The following is a 23,270-nucleotide window of genomic DNA, read 5'->3' on the forward strand; positions in this document are numbered from 1 at the left end:
CCTCGCCTAATTTTGAGAAAACGTCGCATGATTTTCATGTTAAAATTTGGCAAATTGCTCGGATAAATTTGCCAAATTGCCATGCGACTTTTATATTTAAAATTTGACATGGTTTTGGGCTAAATTTGTGAAATTTCGCGTGGTTTTTTGTATCTAAAATTTGGCGTATTCGTGGGTGAATTTCGCCTTATCGTTTTATTTAAATTTGATCTATCTAAATTCTAAAAAGGGGTAAAAATGGGCTTTTTTGAGAAAATCCTTGGTAAGCAAATAGACCTTGGCGAGCAGATGCCGATCTATTTTGTAAGTAGCGACGAAGACTACATGCAGCACGCATTTGAGCAAGCTCGTGAGAGCTTTAAGTATTTTTGGCGTGAGCTTTACTGGGAGCGCCGCAGGATCGCACCTATGCTTGATTATGCGATGGTAAAAATTTGCTTCTTAGACGTCATAAACGGCGAAGAGGTGGGCGAACACATGTGGATAAATGACGTTGAATTTGACGGAGAGACGATATATGGCACGCTCGTAAATGAGCCTGATAGCGTGCAAAACGTCAAAGTTGGCGATCAAATAAGTGCAAAATTTACCGATATGAGCGACTGGCTCTTTGCGATAGATGGACGTGCTTATGGTGGATTTAGCGTACAGGCGATGCGCTCACGCATGCAAAAAGATGAGCTAGCCGAGCATGACGCGGCTTGGGGGCTTGATTTTGGCGATTTTAAAGACATTTTGGTGGTTTTCGAGCAAAAAGAGCACCCAGAAAATTTGATAGAGCATCCGATGAGCAAAAATATGCGCGGCCAGGTGGAGCAGTATATAAAAGCGCATCCCAGTATGGTCGCAGACACCGACGAGCTTGGCTTTACGCAGCTTCACCACGAGGCACTTGCTGGAAATTTAACGATCGTAAATCTCTTGCTAGAAAATGGCGCTAGCAAAAACGCCCGCACAAAAAGCGGCAAAACCGCAGCCCAACTTGCTAAGCAAATAGGCTGGAGCGAAATCGCAAAGGTGCTTAAATAGCATTTCGTGTAAATTTTTAGGATTTAAATTTGAGTTATCAAGACATTTTAGATGAAAAAGATGAAAATATTGTCAGAATTGATAGATTTATAGAATTTTTAAAAGATACATTTTGTGACCTTGACCAATATAATAATGAATATGGTCAGCTAAGCGCTCTTCTAGAGAAAGAAAAAAGACTATATTTTGAATTAAACAAAGGAGATTTTAATAAAATATTAAAAGAAGTAAAAAGCGTAAGACAACAGATAATTTTTAAAATTTTAGTGATTAAAAATAAAATATTAAATACTTTTAAAGAGGACAAATTTGATGATAAAATTTTAAAAACAAAAATAAGCCAAAAGTATCTAGATAAAATACTAGATGGTAAAATAGATGTAATAAAAAAAGAACTGGTTGGCAGTGAGTATTTTGCTTATTATTTGTCTGATCTGCAATATAAAAAAGCAGATGAGATAGCCAGAATTAAAGGTTTTGCTAACTTTTTAGAAAAAACTTTTTCAAATTGTGAATGCAAAGACTCAAGACAATCAAAAATATTGAATTTACTGATCAAAGAAAAGAAAAATCGTATTGAAGATATAGATGTAAACAATATAAAAGATGATATAAAAAAAGAGGTTATGGAATTAAAAAAGGAAATTTCAGCTTCTTTGAGTAAGGAAAGTATTGAAGATAAATTTAAAAAAGCAAAGATAAGTGATGAGTATATTAGTAATAAAAAAGAAGAATTATTTAACAAAGAGTCATTTAATATAAAAAAAGAATTACTCTCCAATAAGTACTTTGAATATTATTTAGCAAATTTTTATGAACAAAAAAGTATTAAAGATTATTTAAACAGCATTTTAAAATTTCATTCGCTGATACTATCTGGCATTAGCTTGGTTAGCGTGATTTGCTATTTTGCATATTTTGGTATTTTTATTGGTTACTTTCCAGTTTTAAGTGGTTCTGATATTTTTTATATTGGTGCATTATTGCTTTTTGGTGTAGCTGCTTTTACTAGTTTTATCATATTGCCCGTAGCGTTATATCCATTGCACTATAAGAAATATTTGTTGAATAATAAGACTAAAAAATTGTATTTTTCTTGGTTTACTTTTATTCTTACTATTCCAGTAGCTTTTTTTGCACTACTTGTTCTATATTGCATTCTTTTAAAATATATTACATGGATTAATATTGCTGATGTAAATACTGCTATTTGTATAGCTTTTATTTTTTATTTAATATTATTTTGCTGTTCGTATTGTGTTATAAATCGCTTAGCTTACCCTGGAATGAGTGATAAAAAACTTTTTGGATTTTTTATATTATTTTGTGTAGCTGTTATAATGTTAGTATTTGCTACTTCTTTCTCTCAAGATAATTATGTACGTTATATATCTTTATCCCTTTTTCTTTTATTTTTTTATTTGATGCTGGTTATCGGTTTATTGTTGCTTACAAAAGACATATACAAAGAAAATAATGAAACAATGGTACAAATTTTAATTGTTATGGTTTCTCTATTTGCAATTATTTATTGCCCGCAGTACGTAGCTCAATTATTTGATATAGGCAAGATAGAATATGAATACTTATCTATTGAAAAAAGTGTATTAGATGCTTTTCCTGAAAAAATTTGTAAAAATGATAAAAGTAAAAACTGCGACATCAATAAAACCTACTATGATGAAAATGAAGCAGGCGGAGTTGTAAAAATTTATAATATAAAAGCCCTATCAACACTAGGAAAGTTTTATTACCTAGAGACAAAAAATGGTGTAAAATTTGAACTTGACGCAAGTAAAATCATCTCAAGGAAAAAACAAGAAAGGTAAATTTGAGTTATCAAGACATTTTAAGTGAAAAAGATGAGAGCGTAAAAGAGGCTAGTAAATTTATAAATTTTATCAAGGCTAGGTTTTTAAACTCTCATATCATAGGCAGCAAACAAGGTAGGCTAATAGCACTTTTAGAAAGCGAATGCGAGCTTTATTTAAAGCTAAAAAGGACAAATTACGCTGAAATTTCAAAGAAGCTTAGCGAGTTAAAAGAGCGAATTTGCTTCGTGATCTTAGACATAAAAGATGAGATCACAAAGGATTTTGAAGACAAAAACTATGAAATTTATAAAGGCGCAGCAAATAGTGACGAGGAGCGCCTTGAAAAGATAAAAAATGAGCTGCTTTTTAATTCGTATTTTGAGAGCCGTCTTGGCGAGCATTCGGCAAATTTAAAGGCAAATTTCATAAAAGAGTGCGCTACAAATTTCTTCAAGCACTCAAATTTCATCGTCCCAGTCGTCAGCATGCTTTGCTACTTTTTGTATTTTGGCTTTGTGATCGGCTATTTTCCGAGTTTAGATAGCTCAGAGATGATATTTACAGGCATCTTGCTATTTTGCGCGACCGCGATCGTGACGGCTTTTGAGATTGCTATCTTGGTCTTTGTCTCCTATCTTTACCAAAATGACGATAAAAAATATAAATTTAAAAAGCCGAAATTTCTATTTTTTTATAGCTCAAATTTCATCTATTTTTTAACGCTCATCTCATTTGCCATTTTAGCCTTTGCAGCATTCAAGCTAAACTACAGCAAAAGCGCCATTTTATCGCTACTTTTGCTCTCTTATGCTGGGGTAAATTTGGCAGTTTTCTTTAAAGATAGATCAAATTTCATCATCTATCTTTTGTCGCTTATCATGCTTTTGCTCTTTATCATTTCGGTTGTTGTCTTAAAAGATGGCGGATTTTTGGCACTTTGGATACTCTTTTGCTCGTTTATGCTCTCTTTTGTGCTGGGTGTTGCGAGTATCAAAGAGACAAAGGATTTTTCATTTGTTTTTTACGCTGCGCTTTCGCTTATGATCGTTTCAAACTCGCTTTTGTTTATCAAATACACAGCAAAAACCTTTAACATAGGCGATGTGGATTATAAATTTTTGCTTGTAGATAAAAGTGCGCTAAAAGCGCTACCTAGCTCACTTTGCGAGGCAAAAGACAAAGAGCAAACGCCTTGCGAGATAGATGAAAAGGCGGTTAAAATTTATGATGTGAAGTCGCTTTGCAATATCGGTAAATTTTACTACTTGCAGACAAAAGACGGAGTGAAATTTGAGCTTGACTCAAGCAAGGTTATCTCAAGGGTAAAAGAGTAAGTAGGCTAAGCTTAAATTTATAGAGCAAAAGCGAGCTAGATATGTAAAAATCGCAGGTTTGTAAAAATAGAAAATTTAAAAGATGATTGCATTTTTTACTCAAAATTTACGTTAATGCAAGGCTAAATTTATTAAAATTTGGCTATCCTAATGGACTAAATTAAAATTAACTTATTTAAGGCGATTAATTATGATCTTTAAAAATATCATTGAGAGTTTTGCTGTAAATTACGCTCATAATTCTATACAAAAATCGCTATATAACGAATTTAACATAGACATTTTAAACACGACTTACACTAAAACTCCAAAAAAAGACAAAAAGTATATGCTCTACGCTCACGTGCCATTTTGTCACACATTTTGCCCGTATTGCTCGTTTCACAAGTACCACTACGAGCAGGAGCTTGCGAAAATTTACTTTGAAAATTTACGCGAGGAGATGAGGCAGATAAAGGAGGCTGGCTTTGACTTTTCATCGCTTTATGTGGGCGGTGGCACGACGCTTATAAACGAGCCAGAGCTTGAAAAAACGCTAAAACTCGCAAAAGATCTCTTTAGCATAGAGGACATCTCAGCAGAGAGCGACCCAAATCACATCTCGCCAGAGAGCCTCAGCCGTTTTGATGGGCTCATCAACCGCTTAAGCGTAGGCGTGCAAAGCTTTGATGATGAGACTTTAAAAAGAGTTGGCAGATACGAGAAATTTGGCTCAGCCGAGGAGACAAAAAGAAAGCTTGAGCAGGCTATCGGCAAGATACCAGTCATCAGCCTAGATCTCATCTTTAACCTGCCAAATCAAACAAAAGAGCAGCTAATAAACGACATAAACACTGCAAAATCGATCTCTCCGCAGCAAATAACCTTCTATCCGCTCATGAAATCAGAGCTAACAAGAGAGAACATCGCTCGCGCACTAGGTGTCTCAAACGTCGATAATGAGCGCGAATTTTACGAGATCATCGTGAGCGAATTTGCTAAAGGCGGATATAGACAGAGCAACGCTTGGGCATTTTCAAATGAAAAAAGCGCTGACCTTCGCGACGAATATGTAGGCTCAAATTTAGAGTACGTGGGCGTTGGTAGTGGCGCGTTTAGCTTCTTAAACGGCGAGCTTGTGATAAATGCCTTTAACCTACTTGACTACGGCAGAAAGGTCAAAGAAAGACAAAGCCCAGTCATCGCAAAATGCGCATTTAGCAAAAAAGAGAGACTAAAATATACATTTTTAACAAGGCTTTTTGACGGCGCCGTCGATATCAAAACCTACAACGAGCAAAACAACGCAAACATCAACAAAGACCTATTTGTCGAGCTTAGCCTGCTAAAACTTGTAAATGCGATCTACGAAGAAAATGGCGTTATCAAGCCAACATTTTTTGGCAAGTATATCTGCGTCGTGCTAATGCGCGACTTCTACGCTGGCATGGATAAGGTGCGCGCGATATTTAAGGATGACGCGAAGATCAAACGCAGCAAAGTGCTTCACATAATGAGTGAAAATACCGAGCAAAAATTTGATCAAAATATCATTCAGCCACGTGCTGCGATGTAATGCTTGCGAATTTAATAAAAAGCAATCTTTTTTCAATAATCAAAATAGTGATCCTGACGCTTGCCTTTAGCGGGCTTGGCGTCTGGACGCTCTCTTTTATAAATAACGAACTTGTAAATTTAAAAGAATTTAACGCTCCCTTGGCAGTTAAATTTATAGTTGTTTTGCTCCTCTTTTTTCTAAGCGCCATCGCTGCAAACATCTCACTTACAAATTTCGGACACAAATTTATCTATGAGCTTAGATATCAAAGCGTCAAGCAAATTTTAGACACGCCAAATAGCGTAATAAACGAGATCGGCAAGGCAAAGATCATAGCTAGTCTAAACAACGACATAAAAACGATCACATTTGCCTTTATGAGCGCTACTGGCTTTATACAAAGCCTAGTTTTCATCATCTGCGCGAGCTTTTATCTAGCCTACATCGCGCCAAAGGTTTTTTTATTTTTAGCCGTTTGGATCGGTGCTACGCTTTTTATAAATACGCTTTTTATGAAGAAAATTCATCTTTATTTTAAAGACTCAAGGACGCAAGATGACGCGCTGCAAAGGCACTACGATGACATCGTTGAGGGGCACAGAGAGCTTAGCCTAAACAGAGCAAGAGCGCAAATTTGCTTTGATGAGCTAAATTTGACAGGCGATAAGAAGCGCCAAAGCATGGTAAAAGCCGACGTATTTCACGCACTAAGTGATAATTTCACAAACGTGATGCTGCTTGGCTCAGTCGGACTTTGCGTATTTTTATGCGTGGCATTTGGCTGGGCGAGCCTGCAAACAGCACTTAGTATCAGCCTAACGATACTCTTTTTAAGAGGCTCATTTATGAGCATGGTTGGCTCCATACCAGCCGCACTTAGCGCAAAGGTGAGCTTAGAGAAGATCATGAGTTTAAATTTAAATGAATTTAAAGAAGGCTTTAAATTTGACGATAGCCTAAGCGATGAGTGGCAAAGTATCAGGCTAAAGGATCTGAATTTCAACTACGCTCACGGCAAATTTAGCCTAAAAGATGTAAATTTAGAGATCAAACGCGGCGAGATAACATTTATCATCGGTAAAAATGGCAGCGGCAAAAGCACGCTTATAAACATCCTTTGCGGGCTTATCCGCCCAAGTAGCGGCGAAATTTACCTTGATAGCACAAAGATAGATGATGCAAATTTACAAAGCTACCAAGCAAAAATAAGCGCTATTTTTGCTGATTTTTATCTATTTTCGCAAACGCTCTGTCGTGATGGCTTTGCTAGCCAAAGCGATATAGAGGGGCTCTTGGCCATGCTTGAGATCGATAAAAAGGTAAGTGTCATTGATAATAAGCTTAGCACCACGCAGCTCTCAACCGGTCAGCGAAAGCGCCTAAGCCTGCTAATAGCCATATTAGAGCACCGCTCTATCCTTATCCTCGATGAGTGGGCAGCCGATCAAGACCCGCTATTTAAGCGTAAATTTTACAAAGAAATTTTGCCGTTTTTGCAAAGCAAAGGCATCAGCGTCATCGCCGTGAGCCACGATGATAGCTACTTTGACGTGGCAACTAGGATCATTTTAGTAAAAGATGGCTTTGTGCGCGAGCTTGATGAGGCTGAGCGCATAAGTGCTGCAAAAGACGCCGTAGAAAAGATAAAATAAGAGTATTTTTTACACAAAAAGAGATTTGAGTGCGCTACTCTTGAGCTATTTCAAGATCAAATAAATTTAAATTTAGTAGAATTTTGAAAAATTAAAAAAGGCGAAGTATGTCACACTCAGAGCTTGACAGCACCTATCTTGGCGCTTTTATCATACTTTTGTTAGCTACTTGTTCATTTAGTCTGATAACATTTTTATCTTCAAAGATAAGCAAAAAGCTGGCCAACCGTAACACTGAGCGCTTAAAAGTTGGCTTTTACGAGTGCGGACCGACAACCGTCAAACAGCCAAATAAGATAAATATCCACTACTTTTTTTATGGAATTTTATTTATTTTATTTGACGTTGAGGTCATTTTTATGTATCCGTGGGCAGTGGATTTTAGGCTGCTTGGGCTATTTGGGCTCATCGAGATGCTGCTTTTTGTAGTGATCTTACTCATCGGCTTTGCCTACGCTTGGCAAAAAGGAGTCTTTAAATGGCAAAGCATCAGATAAACTACGCTGCAAATGGCGGCCTGCCAGTAGTCTTAACGACCGTTGATAAGCTCGTGCAGTGGGGCAGGAGCAACTCGCTTTGGGCGCTTAGCTACGGGCTTGCATGCTGTGCGATCGAGATGATGGCAAGTGGCGCTAGCAGATATGACTTTGATAGATTTGGCACTATATTTCGCGCTAGTCCAAGGCACTCGGAGGTGATGATCATAGCAGGCACGCTAACTAAAAAACACGCTGAATTTACAAGGCGCTTGTATGATCAGATGCCTGAGCCAAAGTGGGTCATCTCGATGGGTAGCTGCGCAAACACTGGTGGCATGTTTAACACCTATTCAACCGTTCAAGGTGTAGACCGCATAATCCCAGTCGATATCTACATCCCAGGCTGTGCCCCGCGCCCAGAGACGCTTCAGTACGCACTTATGATGCTTCAAAAAAAGATAAGAAAACAGAGCGCATTTAGGGTACAAAAGCCAAGAAAGCTAGATATATGAGAGAGTATAAGCCAAAAAACGACCTGCAAAAAAAGCAGTATTACAGCGAGAAATTTTATATAGCTAAAGAGACGCCAAAAGAAGCAGCAAATGGCTCTAAATTTGACGAGGAGCTCGCTATTTTAGAGCAAAGCGGAGTGCAAATTTTATCTAACTATGTGGAGTTTGACCAACTTGTTCTCTACGTAAATTCTATTGAAAATTTTAAAGCGCTTGAAGCATTAAAACGCTTTGGCTATGAGCAGCTTTGTGAGCTTGCGGCGATTGATTATATAGCGCAAAAAGGTGGATATGAGGTTTTTTATCAGCTTTTAAGTGTTAGCAAAAATAGGCGCGCACGCGTAAAATGCTTTGTTAAAAAGGACGAAATGCTAAAAAGCGTTTGCGAGCTTTATAAAAGCGCAAACTGGGCGGAGCGTGAGATGTATGATCTAAGCGGTGTTCTCATCAAAGATCATCCAAATTTAAAGCGCCTCATCATGCCTGATGACTGGCACTCGCATCCGCTTTTAAAGAGCTATCCGTTAGTTGGCGACGAGGCTGCTAAATGGTACGAGGTGGATAAAATTTTTGGGCGTGAATTTAGAGAGCAGATCGGCGAAGAGAACCGCGACCCAGCCTTTGTCGATGAGAAAGATACCTTTGGCTTTTCACGCGTGTTTGACGAAAATGAAGACTACGAGTATCAAGAAGAAGGCGGCGTGAGATTTGTCAAAAAGGCTAAATTTAACCAAAGCCAGATAGTAAAGGAAAGACCTTGAGCCAGGCACCAAACCGCTTAAAACCATTTTTTGAAAATTTAGAATTTGAGCAAAATGACGGCAAGATGATACTAAATTTTGGCCCACAACACCCAAGCGCACATGGCCAGCTAAAACTCGTACTTGAGCTTGACGGAGAAAAGGTCGTACGCGCTATGCCAGAGGTTGGCTTTATGCACCGAGGCGTTGAAAAGATGGCTGAAAATATGACCTATCAGGAATTTGTCCCAGTGACTGACAGGGTCGATTACATCGCATCGAGTGCCAATAACTACGCATTTTGCGCGGCTGTGGAGAAGCTTTGTGCCATAGAAGTGCCTCGCCGTGCGCAGATCATTAGAGTGATGCTTTTGGAGCTAAACCGCATCAGCTCGCACCTTTTATTTTTAGCTACGCACGCCCTTGATGTGGGGGCAATGAGCGTCTTTTTATACGCATTTAGAGAGCGCGAATATGTCCTTGATCTCATAGAAAAATACTGCGGCGCAAGGCTAACTCATAGCTCCATAAGAATAGGTGGCGTGCCGCTTGATCTGCCTGATGGCTGGTGCGAGGAGCTGCTTAAATTTTGCGAGAAATTTCCAAGCGACATCACGCTTTATGAAGGTCTGCTAAGTGAAAATAGAATTTGGCAAGCAAGGCTTGTGGATGTGGGCGTAGTTAGCAAAGAGCTAGCCCTTAGTAGCGGCTGCTCTGGCGTCATGCTAAGAGCAAGTGGCATCGCACGCGACATCAGAAAAGAAGAGCCATATCTCATCTACGACGAACTAGAATTTGACGTGCCTTACGCCACCAAGGGTGACTGCTACGCGAGATACCTACTTTATATGAAAGAGATGCGCGAGTGCGTGAAAATTTTAAAGCAGTGCGTTAGCAAGTATCAGACAAGTAGCCCCGCTATCATCGCCGACGCACCAGAGTATGTGAGCGCCTCAAAAGAGCAGATAATGAGCCAAAACTACTCATTAATGCAGCATTTTGTGCTGATAACTCAGGGGCTAAAGCCACCAAAGGGTGAAATTTACTTTGCTAGTGAGTCACCAAAGGGCGAGCTTGGCATTTATATAAACTCAGACGGCAGCGCAAGCCCGTATCGCCTAAAAATTCGCACGCCAAGCTTTTGGCACTGCGCTATTTATGAAGATATGCTAGTTGGGCAGTATGTGGCAGATGTGGCTGCGATAATAGGCAGCACAAATATCATCTTAGGCGAGGTTGATAGATGAGAAGGGTCGATCTTAGGCATCTAAAGGGCGAGTTTTTAAGCGCTCTTGGACAGCAGATAAAGGCGAGCGAGCCAGGCGAAGTGGTGATATTTTTGTTTGAGATAGGTGATTACAGCGGTGTAACAAAGGCTGTAAATTTGGCTTATAACTTAAACTGCGAGGTGATGAACTCGCTTAAATTTAACCAAGTTGATTGGGCATTAACGATAAAAAAGGGCAAGATATGAAATTTAATGATCTAGTAGCAGGCAAAAGCCTAAGTATCGCAAATTTACTAAGTTTGAGCGACAAAAATTTAGCAAAAAAGATAAAAGAGCACGAGTTTAAATACATCTCATGCTTTGAAGATAACGAGCTTGGCAGTAAAAATTTGATCCGCTGCGAGATAGGCTCAATAAGCTACGTCTTGGCGCTTCTTTGCAAGTATGCAAATTTGGTGCAAAATGAGTTTTTTGATGAGCTTGATGATGGGCTCATAAGTGGCGAGTGCAACGTGGGTGAGGAGGAGTTTGAGGAGCTTGGCGAGTGGATAAAGGACGTTAAAAACGTGATCATTGACGACTCTTTTTTTACTCATCCAGATAAAGATGCGATCTTTTGGCTTCTTGAAATTTTAGGCAAAAATGTCGTTTTAGCAGGCGGCGAAGTGAGAGAATTTGCAGCAGGCGGCGAAGTTGGCGAGCTAAGAGAGCTTGACAATTTTGACGGAGCGGTCGTCTATCTAAACAAAAACGCAAGCGACGAGATCGTGGGCGGCGTGCAGTTTGGCATCGTGGCAAAGGCAAAGGATGGCGAAATTTTAAATTTAAAGGCAAAAGACTTTAGCGTGAGCGCTAAATTTAGGCTTGATCCAACGCTAAAAGGCACGGTTGCCCTGCTTGGTGCAAAAAATTTTGATGGATATGCATTTAAACAAGTAGTAGTTAGCAAATGAAAATCACCATAAACGATCAAATTTTAGAGGCAAACGAGGGCGAGAGCATCCTAAATATCGCAAGGGCAAATGGCATCTACATCCCTGCGCTTTGCTACCTTAGCGGCTGTTCTTCAACGCTTGCTTGCAGGCTTTGCATGGTCGAGGCAAACGGCAAAGTGGTCTATAGCTGCAACGCCAAAGCCAAAGAGGATATGCAAATTTACACAAATACGCCAGAGATCGCTGCTGAGCGAAATGCGATCATGCAGACCTACTGCGTCAATCACCCCCTTCAGTGCGGCGTTTGCGACAAAAGCGGCGAGTGTGAATTACAAAATTTAACGACGCATCTAAATGTAAAAGAGCAAAGCTTTGCCATTACTGACACGCACAAACCGCACAAAAAATGGGGGCTAATAAACTACGACCCAGCCCTTTGCGTGGTTTGCGAGAGGTGCGTGACGGTTTGCAAAGATAAGATCGGCGAGAGCGCGCTAAAAACGGTGCCAAGAGGTGTTGAGGTGCCAAAAGAGCTAAAAGAGAGCATGCCAAAAGATGCTTACGCCGTCTTTAGCAAGATGCAAAAGAGCTTAATTGGCCCAAGTGTGGGCGAAAATTTGGACTGCTCATTTTGTGGCGAGTGCATCAGCGTCTGCCCTGTTGGCGCGCTTGTTAGCTCAAATTTTCAGTATAGCTCAAACATCTGGGAGCTAAGCCGTGTCCCAGCAGCAAATCCGCACCAAAGCGACTGCGAGCTCATTTTTTATGACGTAAAAGAAAAAAGCACTAGCGATAGAAACAATCAAATTTATAGGGTCAGCAACGACTTCCACTTCGGCGAGATAAGTGGCGCTGCAAGGTTTGCCTACGACTTTCACAATGAAAACGCGCGTAAAAATGAGACGAAATTTAATGAGCTCATCTCAAATTTAAAAAACGGCAACATAAAAAATATAAAATTTAATAGCTTCATAACAAACGAGGAGGCGCTTATTTTGGAGCGCTTGAGAGAGAAATTTGATCTAAATTTACTAAACGATGAGGCTTTTAAATTTCAAAATTTCTTAAATATTTTTAGCGAATTTAGTGGCCTTAGTTCATATAACGCAGACTATGAGAGTCTAAAAAATAGCGACTTTATTATCACAGCTGGTAGCTTCTTGCGCCACGAGAGCCCAGTAACTAGCTATAAGCTAAATAACGCCCTTAAGATGAATAAAGCGGCTGGAATTTACTTTCATCACATCGCTGATGAGGTGGTGAAGAAATTTTCAAAGAATTTCGCCTGTGTGAGCTATGAGGCTGGGGATTTGGAGCAAATTTTACTCTTTGTGCTTAAAAACTGGGGTGAAAATTTACCAGCAGCGCTTCAGGCTAGACTTGAAAAATTTGAAGAGAGCTTTGGCTTAGAAGTAGCCACTCTTTGCGAGGGTAAGGCTAAATTTACGCTCATTTTGGGTAGCGATTTTTACGCTCATGAAAATGCAAATTTACTAGCCGCCCTTGCTGGAGTGATCGCAAGAGCTACGCCCTTTGTTGTAATGCTGATACCACCACGCACAAACTCGCTTGGCGTGGCTAAAATTTGCACGCTTTCACACGAGAAAAAGCCTGGCAAGACGCTAGGATATAACGAAATGGGCGAGTTTAAATTTAGCATCTTTGAGGGCGATCTTGACGCTGGTGCGCTAAATCAGCAAGAGGGCACATTTACAAGTATAAATAACGAAGTAGTGCCGACAAATGCGGCTTTGACACATAATGGCTACTTCTTAAACGATATCGCAAATGCACTTGGGCTAGCGGTTAAAAATACGATTGATTACACAGCGCAACTACCAAAAGAGAAGGGTTACAGGGGCGTTAAATTTGATGATTTAGAAAATTTTTACGCAAATGACGGCACAAGCCACAGAGGCTACAAGCTTGAAATTTCAAATTTCACGCCAAAAGAGGACATAGAGCCACTTTTTAAAGAAAAAAATGAGCTAAATTTAAAAGAAGACGAAGCGCTTATAAGCCTTGCAAATCCTATAAATCTGCCTTCATTTTTTGCAAACTATGCTAGCCAGACAGCTAAACGCGCAGTGCTTTACGCAAGTAGCGAGTTTATGTCTAAATTTGAAATTTCACAAAATGAAGCGGTCATTTTAGAAAAAAATGGGCAAAAGCTTGCCATTTGCGTGGAGCTTGATAGCGAGCTAGGAGGCATTGGCGCCTATCTTGGCGACTACGATGATAAGCTTGATGTAAGCGCCATTTTTGAGGGTAACTGCTACGCTAGCGTAAAAATAATAAAGGCACAGAATGAGTGAAATGCTATTTTTCGTGATAACAACTATTGTTAAAGCAGTCGTCATCTTGGCCGTCATGGCTAGCCTTGCTGGCCTTGCGACCTACGCCGAAAGAAAGGTGCTAGCCTACATGCAGCGCCGCGTGGGACCTGATATGGTTGGGCCTGCTGGCGTGCTTCAGATCGTGGCTGATATGATAAAGCTCTTTACAAAAGAGGACATCGTCCCAGCAAATGCAAATAAATTTATCTTTCTAATAGCCCCTTTAATCTCTGCTATCGCGGCATTTGCAGCGCTTGCGCCTGTGCCATTTTTGCCTGAGTTTGAGGTTTTTGGACATACGATTAGACCGATACTTGCAGATATAAACGTGGGCGTTTTGTATATCGCTGGCGTGGCAGCAGGTTGCGTCTTTTCGCCACTTGCAGCAGGCCTTGCAAGTTACAATAAATTTGCACTAATCAGCGCCGCTCGCGCAGTCGTAGCGCTTCTTAGTTTCGAAGTGGTCGCTGGCATGGCACTTTTAAGCGTTGTCATGGTGACTAGCTCGCTCTCGCTAGTTGATATAAACAACTATCAAAAAGGCATCTTTAACTGGCTCATCTTCAAACAGCCCCTTGCCTTCGTGCTTTTTGTGATGGCAAGCTTTGTGGAGTGCAACAGAACGCCGTTTTGCCTAACAGAAAACGAGACCGAGATCGTGGCAGGTTATGGCACCGAGTATAGCGGCATGAGATGGGCGATGTTTTTTATCGGCGAATACACAAACATGATCGCAGCAAGCATCATCATCACGCTTTTGTTTTTGGGTGGTTTTAATGAGTTTTTATTTATCCCAGGCGCTTTGATGATCATCTTAAAATCAAGCCTAGTCTTTTTCTTTTTTCTTTGGACGAGGGCGTCGTGGCCGCATCTAAGGGTCGATCAGCTTAGCATGCTTTGCTGGAAAATTTTGCTTCCGCTTGGCATCTTAAATGTCGTAATCACCGGCTTTGCACTACTTATCTAAGGCGTAAAATGAGCGAGAAAAGATATATTTTGATAGACGAAAAGATAGAGCCAAAAGGGACATTTGATAAATTTAAGCACTTCATCGCCGCTACTTTTAAGCTTGATCTTTTAGTAGGGCTAAAGATCACGCTAAAGCAGATGCTCTTTAGCAAGTCGCACACTCTAAAATATCCTATGCAAAAGATGGAGCTAAACGCCAGATATAGGGGGATTCATAGGCTTTTAAAATTTGTTGAAAGCGAAAATGAGCGCTGCATAGGCTGTGGGCTATGTGAGAAAATTTGCGTTAGCAACTGCATCTCGATGAAGACTTCTCTTGGCGAAGATGGCCGCAAAAAGGTCGCAAGCTACACGATAAATTTAAGCAGGTGCGTCTATTGCGGATTTTGCGCTGATGTCTGCCCTGAGCTTGCCATAGTTTGTGGGCAAGAGTACGAGGTCGCAAGTGAAAACAAAATCCTTTTTGGTACAAAAAATGAGTTTTTGACAGATGATAAATTCTTAAAAGATCAAGCCGAGTTTGAGGGCTATGGCGCGCTACCTAAAAATGCTAATAGCCTAGTAAAAAAGACGCCAAATGCGCTTACAAATGAAGATAAGGCAGAAGTGATGGATATAAATTTAAAAGGGTCAAGCGATGTATGAGAGCTTTGCATTTTATCTTTTTAGCGCCCTTATATTAGTTAGTTTTTCTTTTAGCGTGCTTTGCAAAAACGCCCTAAACGCGGTCTCTGCGCTAGCTGCTGGCATGGTTTTTATATCAGCTATATTTTTCTTGCTTGGGGCTGAGTTTTTAGGCGTGGTGCAAATCGTCGTCTATACAGGCGCGGTGGTCGTTTTATACGCATTTGCGATGATGTTTTTTGACACCAGCAAGGAGTGCGAGCCAAAAAGTGGCAAAAAAGCAAAGATCATCATCTATCTTCTAAGCAGCTTCATAGCGCTTCTTTTGATATTTATCTTTTTAGCGCCGATCTATAGCGCAAAGCAAGAGGTTGTAAATTCTACTCTCGCTAGTCTTGGCAACATCGAAGCGGTTGGAATTTTACTCTTTAGCAAGTATCTGCTAGCCTTTGAGATGTGCGCTATCATGCTACTTGTGGCGATGGTGGCTGGCATCATCTTGATACATAAAGATCTAGACGCGCAAAGCAAATTTGAGGAGATGCTATGATAGGCCTTACTCACTACCTCATCCTAGCAAGCCTGGTCTTTGTCATAGGGCTTGTTGGCATAATGAGAAGAAGAAATTTGATAATGCTATTTTTCTCAAGTGAAATTTTACTAAACTCAGCAAACATCGCGCTTGCTGCTATCTCAAAATACTACTTTGACCTAACTGGGCAGATCATCGCATTTTTTATAGTAGCCATAGCAGCTAGCGAGGTCGCCGTGGGACTTGGACTGCTTGTGCTTTGGTATAAAAAGACTGGCAGCATCAGTTTAGATTCGATGACAAATATGAAAGGCTAAGAGATGATTTTATTTTGTATTTCGCTATTTTTCCCGCTTCTTAGCTTCATCATAGCTGGCATCTTTTCGCATAGCAGCAAGAATTTATTTATCGGTCTTTTTTGCTCGCTTCTCATGATCGTTAGCGCCACAGCTTCACTCATGCTAACGGCTAGTCTTAGCGTAGATGAGCCACTAAATTTAACCCTAAAAGAGTTTATAAGCTTAGGCTCGCTTGATCTTAGCTTTAGCTTCTACCTTGACGCGATTAGCCTTGTGATGCTTAGCACCGTGGGAGTGGTTGCTAGCATCGTGCATATCTACTCCATTGGCTACATGAGAGATGACGCGAGCTTTAACCGCTTTTTTAGCTACCTTGGGCTCTTTGTCTTTTGCATGAACGTCCTTGTTTCAAGTGATAACTTCATAGGGCTATTTATCGGCTGGGAGGGCGTTGGTCTTTGCTCGTGGCTACTTATTGGCTTTTGGTATAAAAGGCCTAGCGCAAACGTCGCTGCAAACGAAGCCTTTGTGATGAATAGAGTAGCTGATCTAGCCATGCTTGTTGGCATTTTTTATATATTTTATAGCTTTGGCTCGCTTAAATTTAGCGAGGTTTTTAACGCTAGAAGCGACCTTTCTGGGCTAAATTTAGGCATCATCGCCACACTTCTTTTTATAGGCGCCATGGGTAAAAGCGCACAGTTTCCATTTCACACTTGGCTTGCAAACGCCATGGAGGGACCAACGCCGGTTTCTGCGCTCATCCACGCTGCGACCATGGTAACAGCTGGCGTTTATCTGGTTATACGCGCAAATTTTATCTTTGCAAACGTGCCTGAAGTCTCGCACTTTATAGCCTGCCTTGGCGCATTTGTAGCGATATTTGCCGCTAGCATCGCGCTAGTGCATAACGACCTTAAAAAGATAGTCGCCTACTCGACGCTTTCGCAGCTTGGATATATGTTTGTAGCCGCTGGTCTTGGCGCTTACAAGATCGCACTTTTTCACCTTGTCACGCACGCATTTTTCAAGTCTTTGCTCTTTTTGTGCGCTGGCAACGTCATGCACGCGATGAACGACGAGCTAAATATCAAAAAAATGGGCGGACTTTATAAATTTATGAAGCCAACAGCACTTCTTTCTATCATCGCAAGCTGCGCACTGGCTGGCTTTTATCCATTTGCTGGCTTTTTTTCTAAAGATAAAATTTTAGAAGTCGCCTTTAGTGAAAATCAAATTTTGTGGGCCGTCTTGCTATTTGGCGCGGTGCTTACGGCATTTTATAGCTTTAGACTTGTCATGCTAGTCTTTTTTGCAAAGCCAAAGAGCGATACTCACGCACATGAAGCCAAAAACTACATGCTTGTTGGCATGAGTGTGCTCGGCGTTCTATCAGTCATCAGCGGCTTTTTTTGGAGTAACTTTAGCGAGTTTTTGGGTGCTAGCCTTGGGGATTTTAAGCTAAATTTATCTCACAGCAGTGAAATTTTCTTACTCGTTTTAACGCTTACTCTAGTGCTAGCAAGTGCTGGTTTTGCAGTCTTTGCTTATAAAAAAGAAATTTTTAAAGAGAGCATTTGCGAGAGCAAGCTATATAAAATTTTGCAAAATGCCTACTTTATACCAAAATTTTATGAGAAATTTTTTATAAATGGCTACGCTTTTATCTCTAAAATTTGTAAGAAATTTGACGAGATGATAGTTGATAAAAGTGTCGATTTTGTCGCACTTTTGGTTACTAAATTTGCGTATCTTGCAAACAAAATGCAAAGTGGCGATCTAAGCGTCATGCTTAGATTTATGGTCGCAGGATTTGCCTTGCTTTTAAGCTTTATATTTTTATTAAACGGAGCCAAATAATGCTAAGTGTCATCATATTTTTCCCAGCAATAAGCGCAATACTTGGCTTTTTGATAGAAAATAAAAGCATCAAATTTTATGGAGCAAGCATCGCTTTAATCGAGCTTTTACTAGCTATTTTTATATGCGTAAATGTCGATTTTCAGGGTTATGACTTTGTTTTGACGCATCAAGTCTCGCTCATACCAAGCCTAAATATCAGCTACTTTGTCGGCATCGACACCATCTCACTTGTGCTTATAGTCCTTAGCGCATTTATGAGCTTTATCTCTATCGCCGCACTTAGTGACGATGGAAATTTAAAGCACCTGGTTATTAGCGTGCTATTTTTAGAGAGCACGATGATGGGCGTCTTTAGCGCGCTTGATATGATCTTGTTTTACAGCTTTTGGGAGCTTAGTCTCATACCGCTTCTTTACATCATCGGCGCATTTGGCAGTAAAAATAGAATTTACGCTGCGATTAAGTTTTTCATCTACACATTTTTAGGCTCTGTCTTTATGCTAGTGGCGATCATCTTTATCGGCTATCTGTGCTACCAAAAAAGCGGCGTATTTAGCTTTAACCTGCTTGATTGGTACAAGCTTGGCATCGGAGAAAATGCTCAAATTTGGCTATTTTTAGCATTTTTCTTCGCTTTTGGCGTCAAAACTCCGCTATTTCCATTTCACACGTGGCTACCTTACGCACACGGACAGGCTCCGACTATCGGCTCAGTGCTGCTTGCTAGCGTGCTTTTGAAGATGGGCACTTATGGCTTTGTGAGATTTTCACTTCCACTTTTTCCAGATGCGAGCCTACTTTTAAGCGGCTTTGTCTGCGTCATAGCTATCATCATGATCATCTACGCAGCCCTTGTTGCCTACGCACAAAGCGATATGAAGCAAGTGATCGCTTATAGCTCCATTTCACACATGGGTGTCATCATGCTTGGCATCTTTTCACTAAATTTAATAGGCCTTGGCGGCTCGATATTTTTAATGATAAGCCACGGCATCGTAAGTGGCGCGCTATTTTTGTTAGTTGGTGTCATCTACGAGAGAGCTCACACAAAAGAAATTTGCGAATTTGGCGGCCTTGCTAAGGTGATGCCAAAGTATGCACTTATATTTTTTATAGCAACGCTTGCAAGTATCGGCCTGCCACTAACGATCGGCTTTGTGGGCGAGTTTTTGAGCCTAATTGGCGTATTTAAGCTAAACAAGCTCTTTGCGCTACTTGGTGGCTTTAGCATCATCGTGGGCGCTGTTTATATGCTGGTACTTTATAAAAGGGTCTTTTTTGGCGAGTGCAAGGAGAAAAATTTAAGTCTAAAAGATCTAAATTTTAAAGAGTTAGTCGCTCTTGTGCCACTTTGCTTGCTCATAATCATTCTTGGTATCGCACCAAATTTGATACTAAAACCGCTTGAGCCAAGCGTACAAAATATCATAAGTAAAATGCAAACTAGAGCTGTAAATAGCGGCACAAAGGATAAAATTTCATCTTTAAACGGCGGGAGCAAACTATGAACGAAATAGCCTTTTTAGACCTAAACGAGATCTCTTTGCAATCGCTCTCACCGATGCTAAGCATGATGGTTTTTGCGCTTTTTATCCTCATAGTTGGAGCGATAAAAAAGGATCTTTCGAGGAATTTCTACTGCGTATTTTGCATCATCGCTATATTTGTAAATTTAGGCATTACGCTTGATTTTAACGGGCTTAGCCTAAGCTTTTGGGATATGCTCCTAGTCGATGGAATTTCTATCATCTCGCAGATTATTATCTTAATCGCCTCAGCTCTTTTCATCCCTCTTGCACTTAGCACAAAAGAGTATTTTGAGTATAAAATTTACGAGTATTACGCGCTATTTTTGTTTATGATCGCTGGATTTTTGTTTATGGTGAGCTCAAACAACCTACTAATCATCTTTTTAGGCCTTGAGATCAGCTCGCTTTGCCTCTATACCCTAATCGCCCTTCACAACAAGGCAAAAAGCGTCGAGGCTGCTATCAAATACTTCGCGATGGGTTCTCTCTCAGCTGGCTTTTTTGCGATGGCGATAGCGATGTTTTATCTGGCAACAAACTCAATAGACATCGCTCGTATAGGCGTTGTTATAAAAGATCTTAGCCTAAATCAAAATTTAATAATCCTTCTTGGCTGCGTTTTCATCGCATCAGCCATTGGCTTTAAGCTCTCGCTCATACCATTTCACACATGGATACCAGACGTTTATGAGGGCTCAAATGCCCCGCTAGCAGGCTATATGTCGATCGTGCCAAAGGTTGCGGGCTTTATCGTCGCGTTAAGAATTTTTGCGATGCTTGAGGGCTCTGGAATTTCATGGATAAAAGATATGCTCTACATCATCGCCGTGCTTACGATGAGCCTTGCAAACATCATGGCGCTAGTGCAAAAAGACGTAAAAAGGATGCTCGCTTTTAGCTCGATAGCTCACGCTGGTGTCGTGCTTTGCGCGCTTGTAGCGAATTCTCACGAGGCAAATGTCGCCTTGTTTTTCTACTGGATCATGTTTTTGTTTGCAAATTTGGGCGCATTTTCTATGCTTTGGGTCGCAAGGTGCGACGACGTCGTATGCTGGGACAAGCGCTTTAAACATCCGTATGAGAAATTTTCAGGGCTTATTAAAATTTTGCCAAGTTACGCCGTGATAATGGGAATTTTTATGATCGCCCTTGCTGGCATACCGCCTTTTAGCGTATTTTGGGGCAAGATGGTGCTTATCTCATCGCTCATAAAGTCTGATTACGTCGTGCTTAGCCTCATCATTATGATAAACTCAGCCATTGCGATTTATTACTACCTAAAGCTCATCGTCTTTATGTTTTTAAAAGAGCCTATCGTAAAAGATAAAAATATCTACATCTCAAACGTCTCGATGGCGCTAAAAGTGATCGTTGGAGTTGCCGTTGCTGGCACGGTCTTTGCCTTTTTATTTTCTGGGGCGATTTTGGAATTTATCGAGCATTTTGTCTTTGCTTCAGGATTTTAGAAAATTTAACTATAATGGCGGCATGAAAAAGCTCTTAACCATCTTATTTTTACCGCTTTATCTATCCGCCTTTAGCCTTAGCCTAAACAGCGGCGCAAACGCAAATAAGCCTTATAGCGTCCTTCAGCTAAGCGACGAGAAAGAATTTGAATGTGTGGAGCAAATTTTAGCCTATGATACAAAGCGCTACGTTTGTATGCTCGATGATGGGATCTTGCCAAAGATCGAAGATACGACACTGCCTTTAATGGATATAAAATATAAAAAGCAAGACGGCAAACTCTTCATCGTCATCATGCCAAAAGCACCCTCAAAACTTCTAAATGTTCAAACCGAGCTTTACAGCAGTCCAAGCGTGCAAGATACGCCAAAGACGACCATCTCAAAGCACTTTAGCATCATCATCGACACTTCGCTAAGTGAAAACAACAAAAGAGTATCTGGGCTAAATTTTTCGCCTGATTTTAGAGATATGCTAAGTCCAAGCATCGGAGCGCTTGATCTTAACAAAGCGCCTATCGCTGGGCTTGATAGCAACGATATAGACATCTACATAAATATAAAAAGAGCTTATGAAAAGGGCGCTTATGAAAGCGTGGTAAAAGATACGCAAACAGCGATGAAAAGGCACCCAGCCAGTCTTTTCTCAAGTGAGTTTTTGCTTTTTAGACTAAGAGCGCTTGATAAAATTTTTGAGACAAAGAGCGAGTTTGAGGGGCTTGAGCCAAAAGATATAGTAAGCGAGGGCAGAGCCTGGATAAGGAAATTTCCATCTGATGAGAACTACTCTGAGGTGCTATATCTCATCGCCAGAGCTTACCTAAAAGATAGCATCGCAAGTGATGCAAAATATATGCTTGACATACTAAGCGAAGAGCACGCGGAGTCTAAATTTACAAAGCTTGCCACGCTTGATTATGCTGACTACCTATATAAAATAGGCAGGCAAAAAGAGGCGCTAAGCGACTATGAAAAGGTGCTATACTCTACAAACGACATCGACCTTGCAAGTAGGGCAGCACTAAGTCTAGCGGATGCAAATATCGATAAAGAGAAATTTGACGAGGCGAAGAAATTTGTGCTAAAGATCGCAAATGCAAATGAAAAATTTTTCATGAACGATCCGACAAAATCGATGAATTTAGCCTATACATTTGCTAGCAAAGATATGCCAGATGTGGCTGCTAAAATTTATGAAATTTTGGTAAATAATAGTGACAGGACAAAGGATTTTTACGAGGCAGCATTAAAAAATTTAGCGCTAAATTTAGCCAAAACCAAAGATGAAAAAAGGGCGTATGAGTATCTAAACAGGTACGAAAAAGAGTTTAAATATGGCGATTATATCGATGAGGTCGCTAAGGCAAAGGATGGGCTATTTTTTGAAGAGGACGATAAAAACGCCACTGCACTTCACGCAAGATATAAAGATCTAATCGAAAAATATGCTGGCACAAATATTAGTCAAAAGGCTTTAATTAGCGAGCTTGAGCTTGATCTAAAAGAGCGTAAATTTGCTGATGCACTGGCTTACAACAACCTCGCAAAAGATGAAAATTTAAGCCAGGCGATGGAGCTTGTAAATGAGGCTGCGCTTGAGCTAACAAAAGAGTTTTTCATCAAAGATGACTGCACGGCGGTTGTAAATTTACTCGAAAACTACGATGTGAGCAAGGTCTCTTTGCCACAGTTTAAGCTATTTAACTGCTACTTTAGAACGGCACGTTACAACGATGCGCTAGAGCTTGCCAAGGCGCACACAAAGGATGAAAATTTAGAAGATAGAGTCGAGTGGCTGGTAAATTTGAGCAAAATTTTATATAAAAATAAAGACTACGAGCATGCGATCACTGCGGCAAATGACGCGCTCTCGCTTGGCTCAGCGGTCGAGTACTCGGATCCTACGCCATCGCTTTTTGATAGATTTTACTCGCTGCTTGCGCTAAAGCGCTTTACTGAGGCAGTCTCTACGATTAGCGCGATCGAGCAGCTAAGAGGGCAGGACTTTAAGATCATCGAGGCATACGCAGCTATAAGTGACTATGCGATGAAGAGCAACGACTATGCTATCGCTGCAACCTACGCTAAAAAGGCGCTTGAGCTGCAAACTAGGGCTAAGATAAATACCTTTTCGCCAAAGCTAAATTTTGACTACTCGGAGGCTTCGCTAAAGACAGATAATCTTGACGAGGCGCTTGATGAGGCGAAATTTATACTAAATATGAAGCTTGAGCCAGAGGACCGCTTGCATGCTCTAAATTTGGCAAGTGAAATTTACATCAGACAAAAGCAGTATAAGCTAGCTAAACCATATCTAAACGAGTGCGTTGGCTCAAATTTCACAAGTGCTTACAAAGATGCCTGCAAAGCCAAACTTGAGATGATAAAGTAA

20 protein-coding genes are annotated in these 23,270 nt (G+C 40.5%); all 20 read left to right on the top strand.

Annotated elements, in window-relative coordinates; translation table 11 throughout:
* Positions 1 to 237 precede the first annotated feature (237 nt).
* The 20 genes from CVT07_RS00900 (at position 238) to CVT07_RS00995 (ending at position 23,270) form a co-directional block, all read left to right on the top strand.
* Positions 238 to 1,029, top strand: a complete 792-nt coding sequence (locus tag CVT07_RS00900) for a DUF2314 domain-containing protein (protein WP_107937442.1) — start codon at positions 238 to 240, stop codon at positions 1,027 to 1,029.
* Positions 1,030 to 1,058: 29 nt separating this feature from the next.
* Positions 1,059 to 2,858 carry a UbiA family prenyltransferase gene (locus tag CVT07_RS00905; RefSeq protein ID WP_107937444.1) on the top strand — a complete coding sequence of 600 codons (1,800 nt, stop codon included), beginning with the start codon at positions 1,059 to 1,061 and terminating at the stop codon, positions 2,856 to 2,858.
* Between the two features lie 2 nt (positions 2,859 to 2,860).
* A complete protein-coding gene (locus tag CVT07_RS00910) occupies positions 2,861 to 4,177 on the top strand; it encodes a hypothetical protein (protein WP_107937446.1) in 1,317 nt (438 codons plus the stop codon).
* Positions 4,178 to 4,367: 190 nt separating this feature from the next.
* The gene (locus tag CVT07_RS00915) at positions 4,368 to 5,732 is read left to right on the top strand and encodes a coproporphyrinogen III oxidase family protein (protein WP_107937447.1); all 1,365 of its coding nucleotides are present in this window, start codon (positions 4,368 to 4,370) and stop codon (positions 5,730 to 5,732) included.
* The gene (locus CVT07_RS00920) at positions 5,732 to 7,366 is read left to right on the top strand and encodes a multidrug ABC transporter permease/ATP-binding protein (protein ID WP_107937449.1); all 1,635 of its coding nucleotides are present in this window, start codon (positions 5,732 to 5,734) and stop codon (positions 7,364 to 7,366) included. Before CVT07_RS00915 ends, CVT07_RS00920 begins: the two co-directional genes overlap by 1 nt.
* Before the next feature lie 107 nt (positions 7,367 to 7,473).
* Positions 7,474 to 7,863, top strand: a complete 390-nt coding sequence (locus tag CVT07_RS00925; protein ID WP_004318039.1) for an NAD(P)H-quinone oxidoreductase subunit 3 — start codon at positions 7,474 to 7,476, stop codon at positions 7,861 to 7,863.
* Positions 7,845 to 8,357, top strand: a complete 513-nt coding sequence (locus CVT07_RS00930) for a NuoB/complex I 20 kDa subunit family protein (protein ID WP_107829805.1) — start codon at positions 7,845 to 7,847, stop codon at positions 8,355 to 8,357. Before CVT07_RS00925 ends, CVT07_RS00930 begins: the two co-directional genes overlap by 19 nt.
* On the top strand, positions 8,354 to 9,118 hold the full coding sequence (locus tag CVT07_RS00935) for an NADH-quinone oxidoreductase subunit C (RefSeq protein WP_107937451.1): 765 nt from the start codon (positions 8,354 to 8,356) through the stop codon (positions 9,116 to 9,118). The genes CVT07_RS00930 and CVT07_RS00935 overlap by 4 nt, the downstream gene beginning before the upstream one ends.
* A complete protein-coding gene (gene nuoD / locus CVT07_RS00940) occupies positions 9,115 to 10,344 on the top strand; it encodes an NADH dehydrogenase (quinone) subunit D (protein WP_107937453.1) in 1,230 nt (409 codons plus the stop codon). Before CVT07_RS00935 ends, nuoD begins: the two co-directional genes overlap by 4 nt.
* Positions 10,341 to 10,571 (top strand): NADH-ubiquinone oxidoreductase subunit E family protein, encoded by a 231-nt coding sequence (locus CVT07_RS00945; RefSeq protein WP_021088253.1) that lies wholly within the window; start codon positions 10,341 to 10,343, stop codon positions 10,569 to 10,571. Before nuoD ends, CVT07_RS00945 begins: the two co-directional genes overlap by 4 nt.
* Positions 10,568 to 11,278 carry a hypothetical protein gene (locus tag CVT07_RS00950; RefSeq protein ID WP_107937456.1) on the top strand — a complete coding sequence of 237 codons (711 nt, stop codon included), beginning with the start codon at positions 10,568 to 10,570 and terminating at the stop codon, positions 11,276 to 11,278. The genes CVT07_RS00945 and CVT07_RS00950 overlap by 4 nt, the downstream gene beginning before the upstream one ends.
* Positions 11,275 to 13,575 carry an NADH-quinone oxidoreductase subunit G gene (locus CVT07_RS00955; RefSeq protein WP_107937458.1) on the top strand — a complete coding sequence of 767 codons (2,301 nt, stop codon included), beginning with the start codon at positions 11,275 to 11,277 and terminating at the stop codon, positions 13,573 to 13,575. Before CVT07_RS00950 ends, CVT07_RS00955 begins: the two co-directional genes overlap by 4 nt.
* Positions 13,568 to 14,563 (top strand): NADH-quinone oxidoreductase subunit NuoH, encoded by a 996-nt coding sequence (gene nuoH, locus CVT07_RS00960; protein ID WP_107937460.1) that lies wholly within the window; start codon positions 13,568 to 13,570, stop codon positions 14,561 to 14,563. Before CVT07_RS00955 ends, nuoH begins: the two co-directional genes overlap by 8 nt.
* Before the next feature lie 8 nt (positions 14,564 to 14,571).
* Positions 14,572 to 15,210: an NADH-quinone oxidoreductase subunit NuoI gene (gene nuoI, locus CVT07_RS00965; RefSeq protein WP_107937462.1), complete on the top strand. Its 639-nt coding sequence runs from the start codon at positions 14,572 to 14,574 to the stop codon at positions 15,208 to 15,210.
* Entirely contained in the window at positions 15,203 to 15,739 is a 537-nt protein-coding gene (locus CVT07_RS00970; protein WP_087582055.1) for an NADH-quinone oxidoreductase subunit J, read from the top strand. Before nuoI ends, CVT07_RS00970 begins: the two co-directional genes overlap by 8 nt.
* Complete coding sequence (gene nuoK, locus CVT07_RS00975; protein WP_004317991.1) at positions 15,736 to 16,038, top strand: NADH-quinone oxidoreductase subunit NuoK; 303 nt, start codon at positions 15,736 to 15,738, stop codon at positions 16,036 to 16,038. The genes CVT07_RS00970 and nuoK overlap by 4 nt, the downstream gene beginning before the upstream one ends.
* 3 nt (positions 16,039 to 16,041) lie before the next feature.
* On the top strand, positions 16,042 to 17,880 hold the full coding sequence (gene nuoL / locus CVT07_RS00980; protein ID WP_107937464.1) for an NADH-quinone oxidoreductase subunit L: 1,839 nt from the start codon (positions 16,042 to 16,044) through the stop codon (positions 17,878 to 17,880).
* Positions 17,880 to 19,391, top strand: coding sequence for an NADH-quinone oxidoreductase subunit M (locus CVT07_RS00985; protein WP_103634535.1), 1,512 nt, complete (start codon positions 17,880 to 17,882; stop codon positions 19,389 to 19,391). The genes nuoL and CVT07_RS00985 overlap by 1 nt, the downstream gene beginning before the upstream one ends.
* Positions 19,388 to 20,878: an NADH-quinone oxidoreductase subunit NuoN gene (gene nuoN, locus CVT07_RS00990; RefSeq protein WP_004317979.1), complete on the top strand. Its 1,491-nt coding sequence runs from the start codon at positions 19,388 to 19,390 to the stop codon at positions 20,876 to 20,878. The genes CVT07_RS00985 and nuoN overlap by 4 nt, the downstream gene beginning before the upstream one ends.
* The gene (locus tag CVT07_RS00995) at positions 20,856 to 23,270 is read left to right on the top strand and encodes a tetratricopeptide repeat protein (RefSeq protein ID WP_196375742.1); all 2,415 of its coding nucleotides are present in this window, start codon (positions 20,856 to 20,858) and stop codon (positions 23,268 to 23,270) included. Before nuoN ends, CVT07_RS00995 begins: the two co-directional genes overlap by 23 nt.

The organism is Campylobacter concisus, assembly GCF_003048875.2.
Taxonomy (GTDB): Bacteria; Campylobacterota; Campylobacteria; order Campylobacterales; family Campylobacteraceae; genus Campylobacter_A; species Campylobacter_A concisus_AU.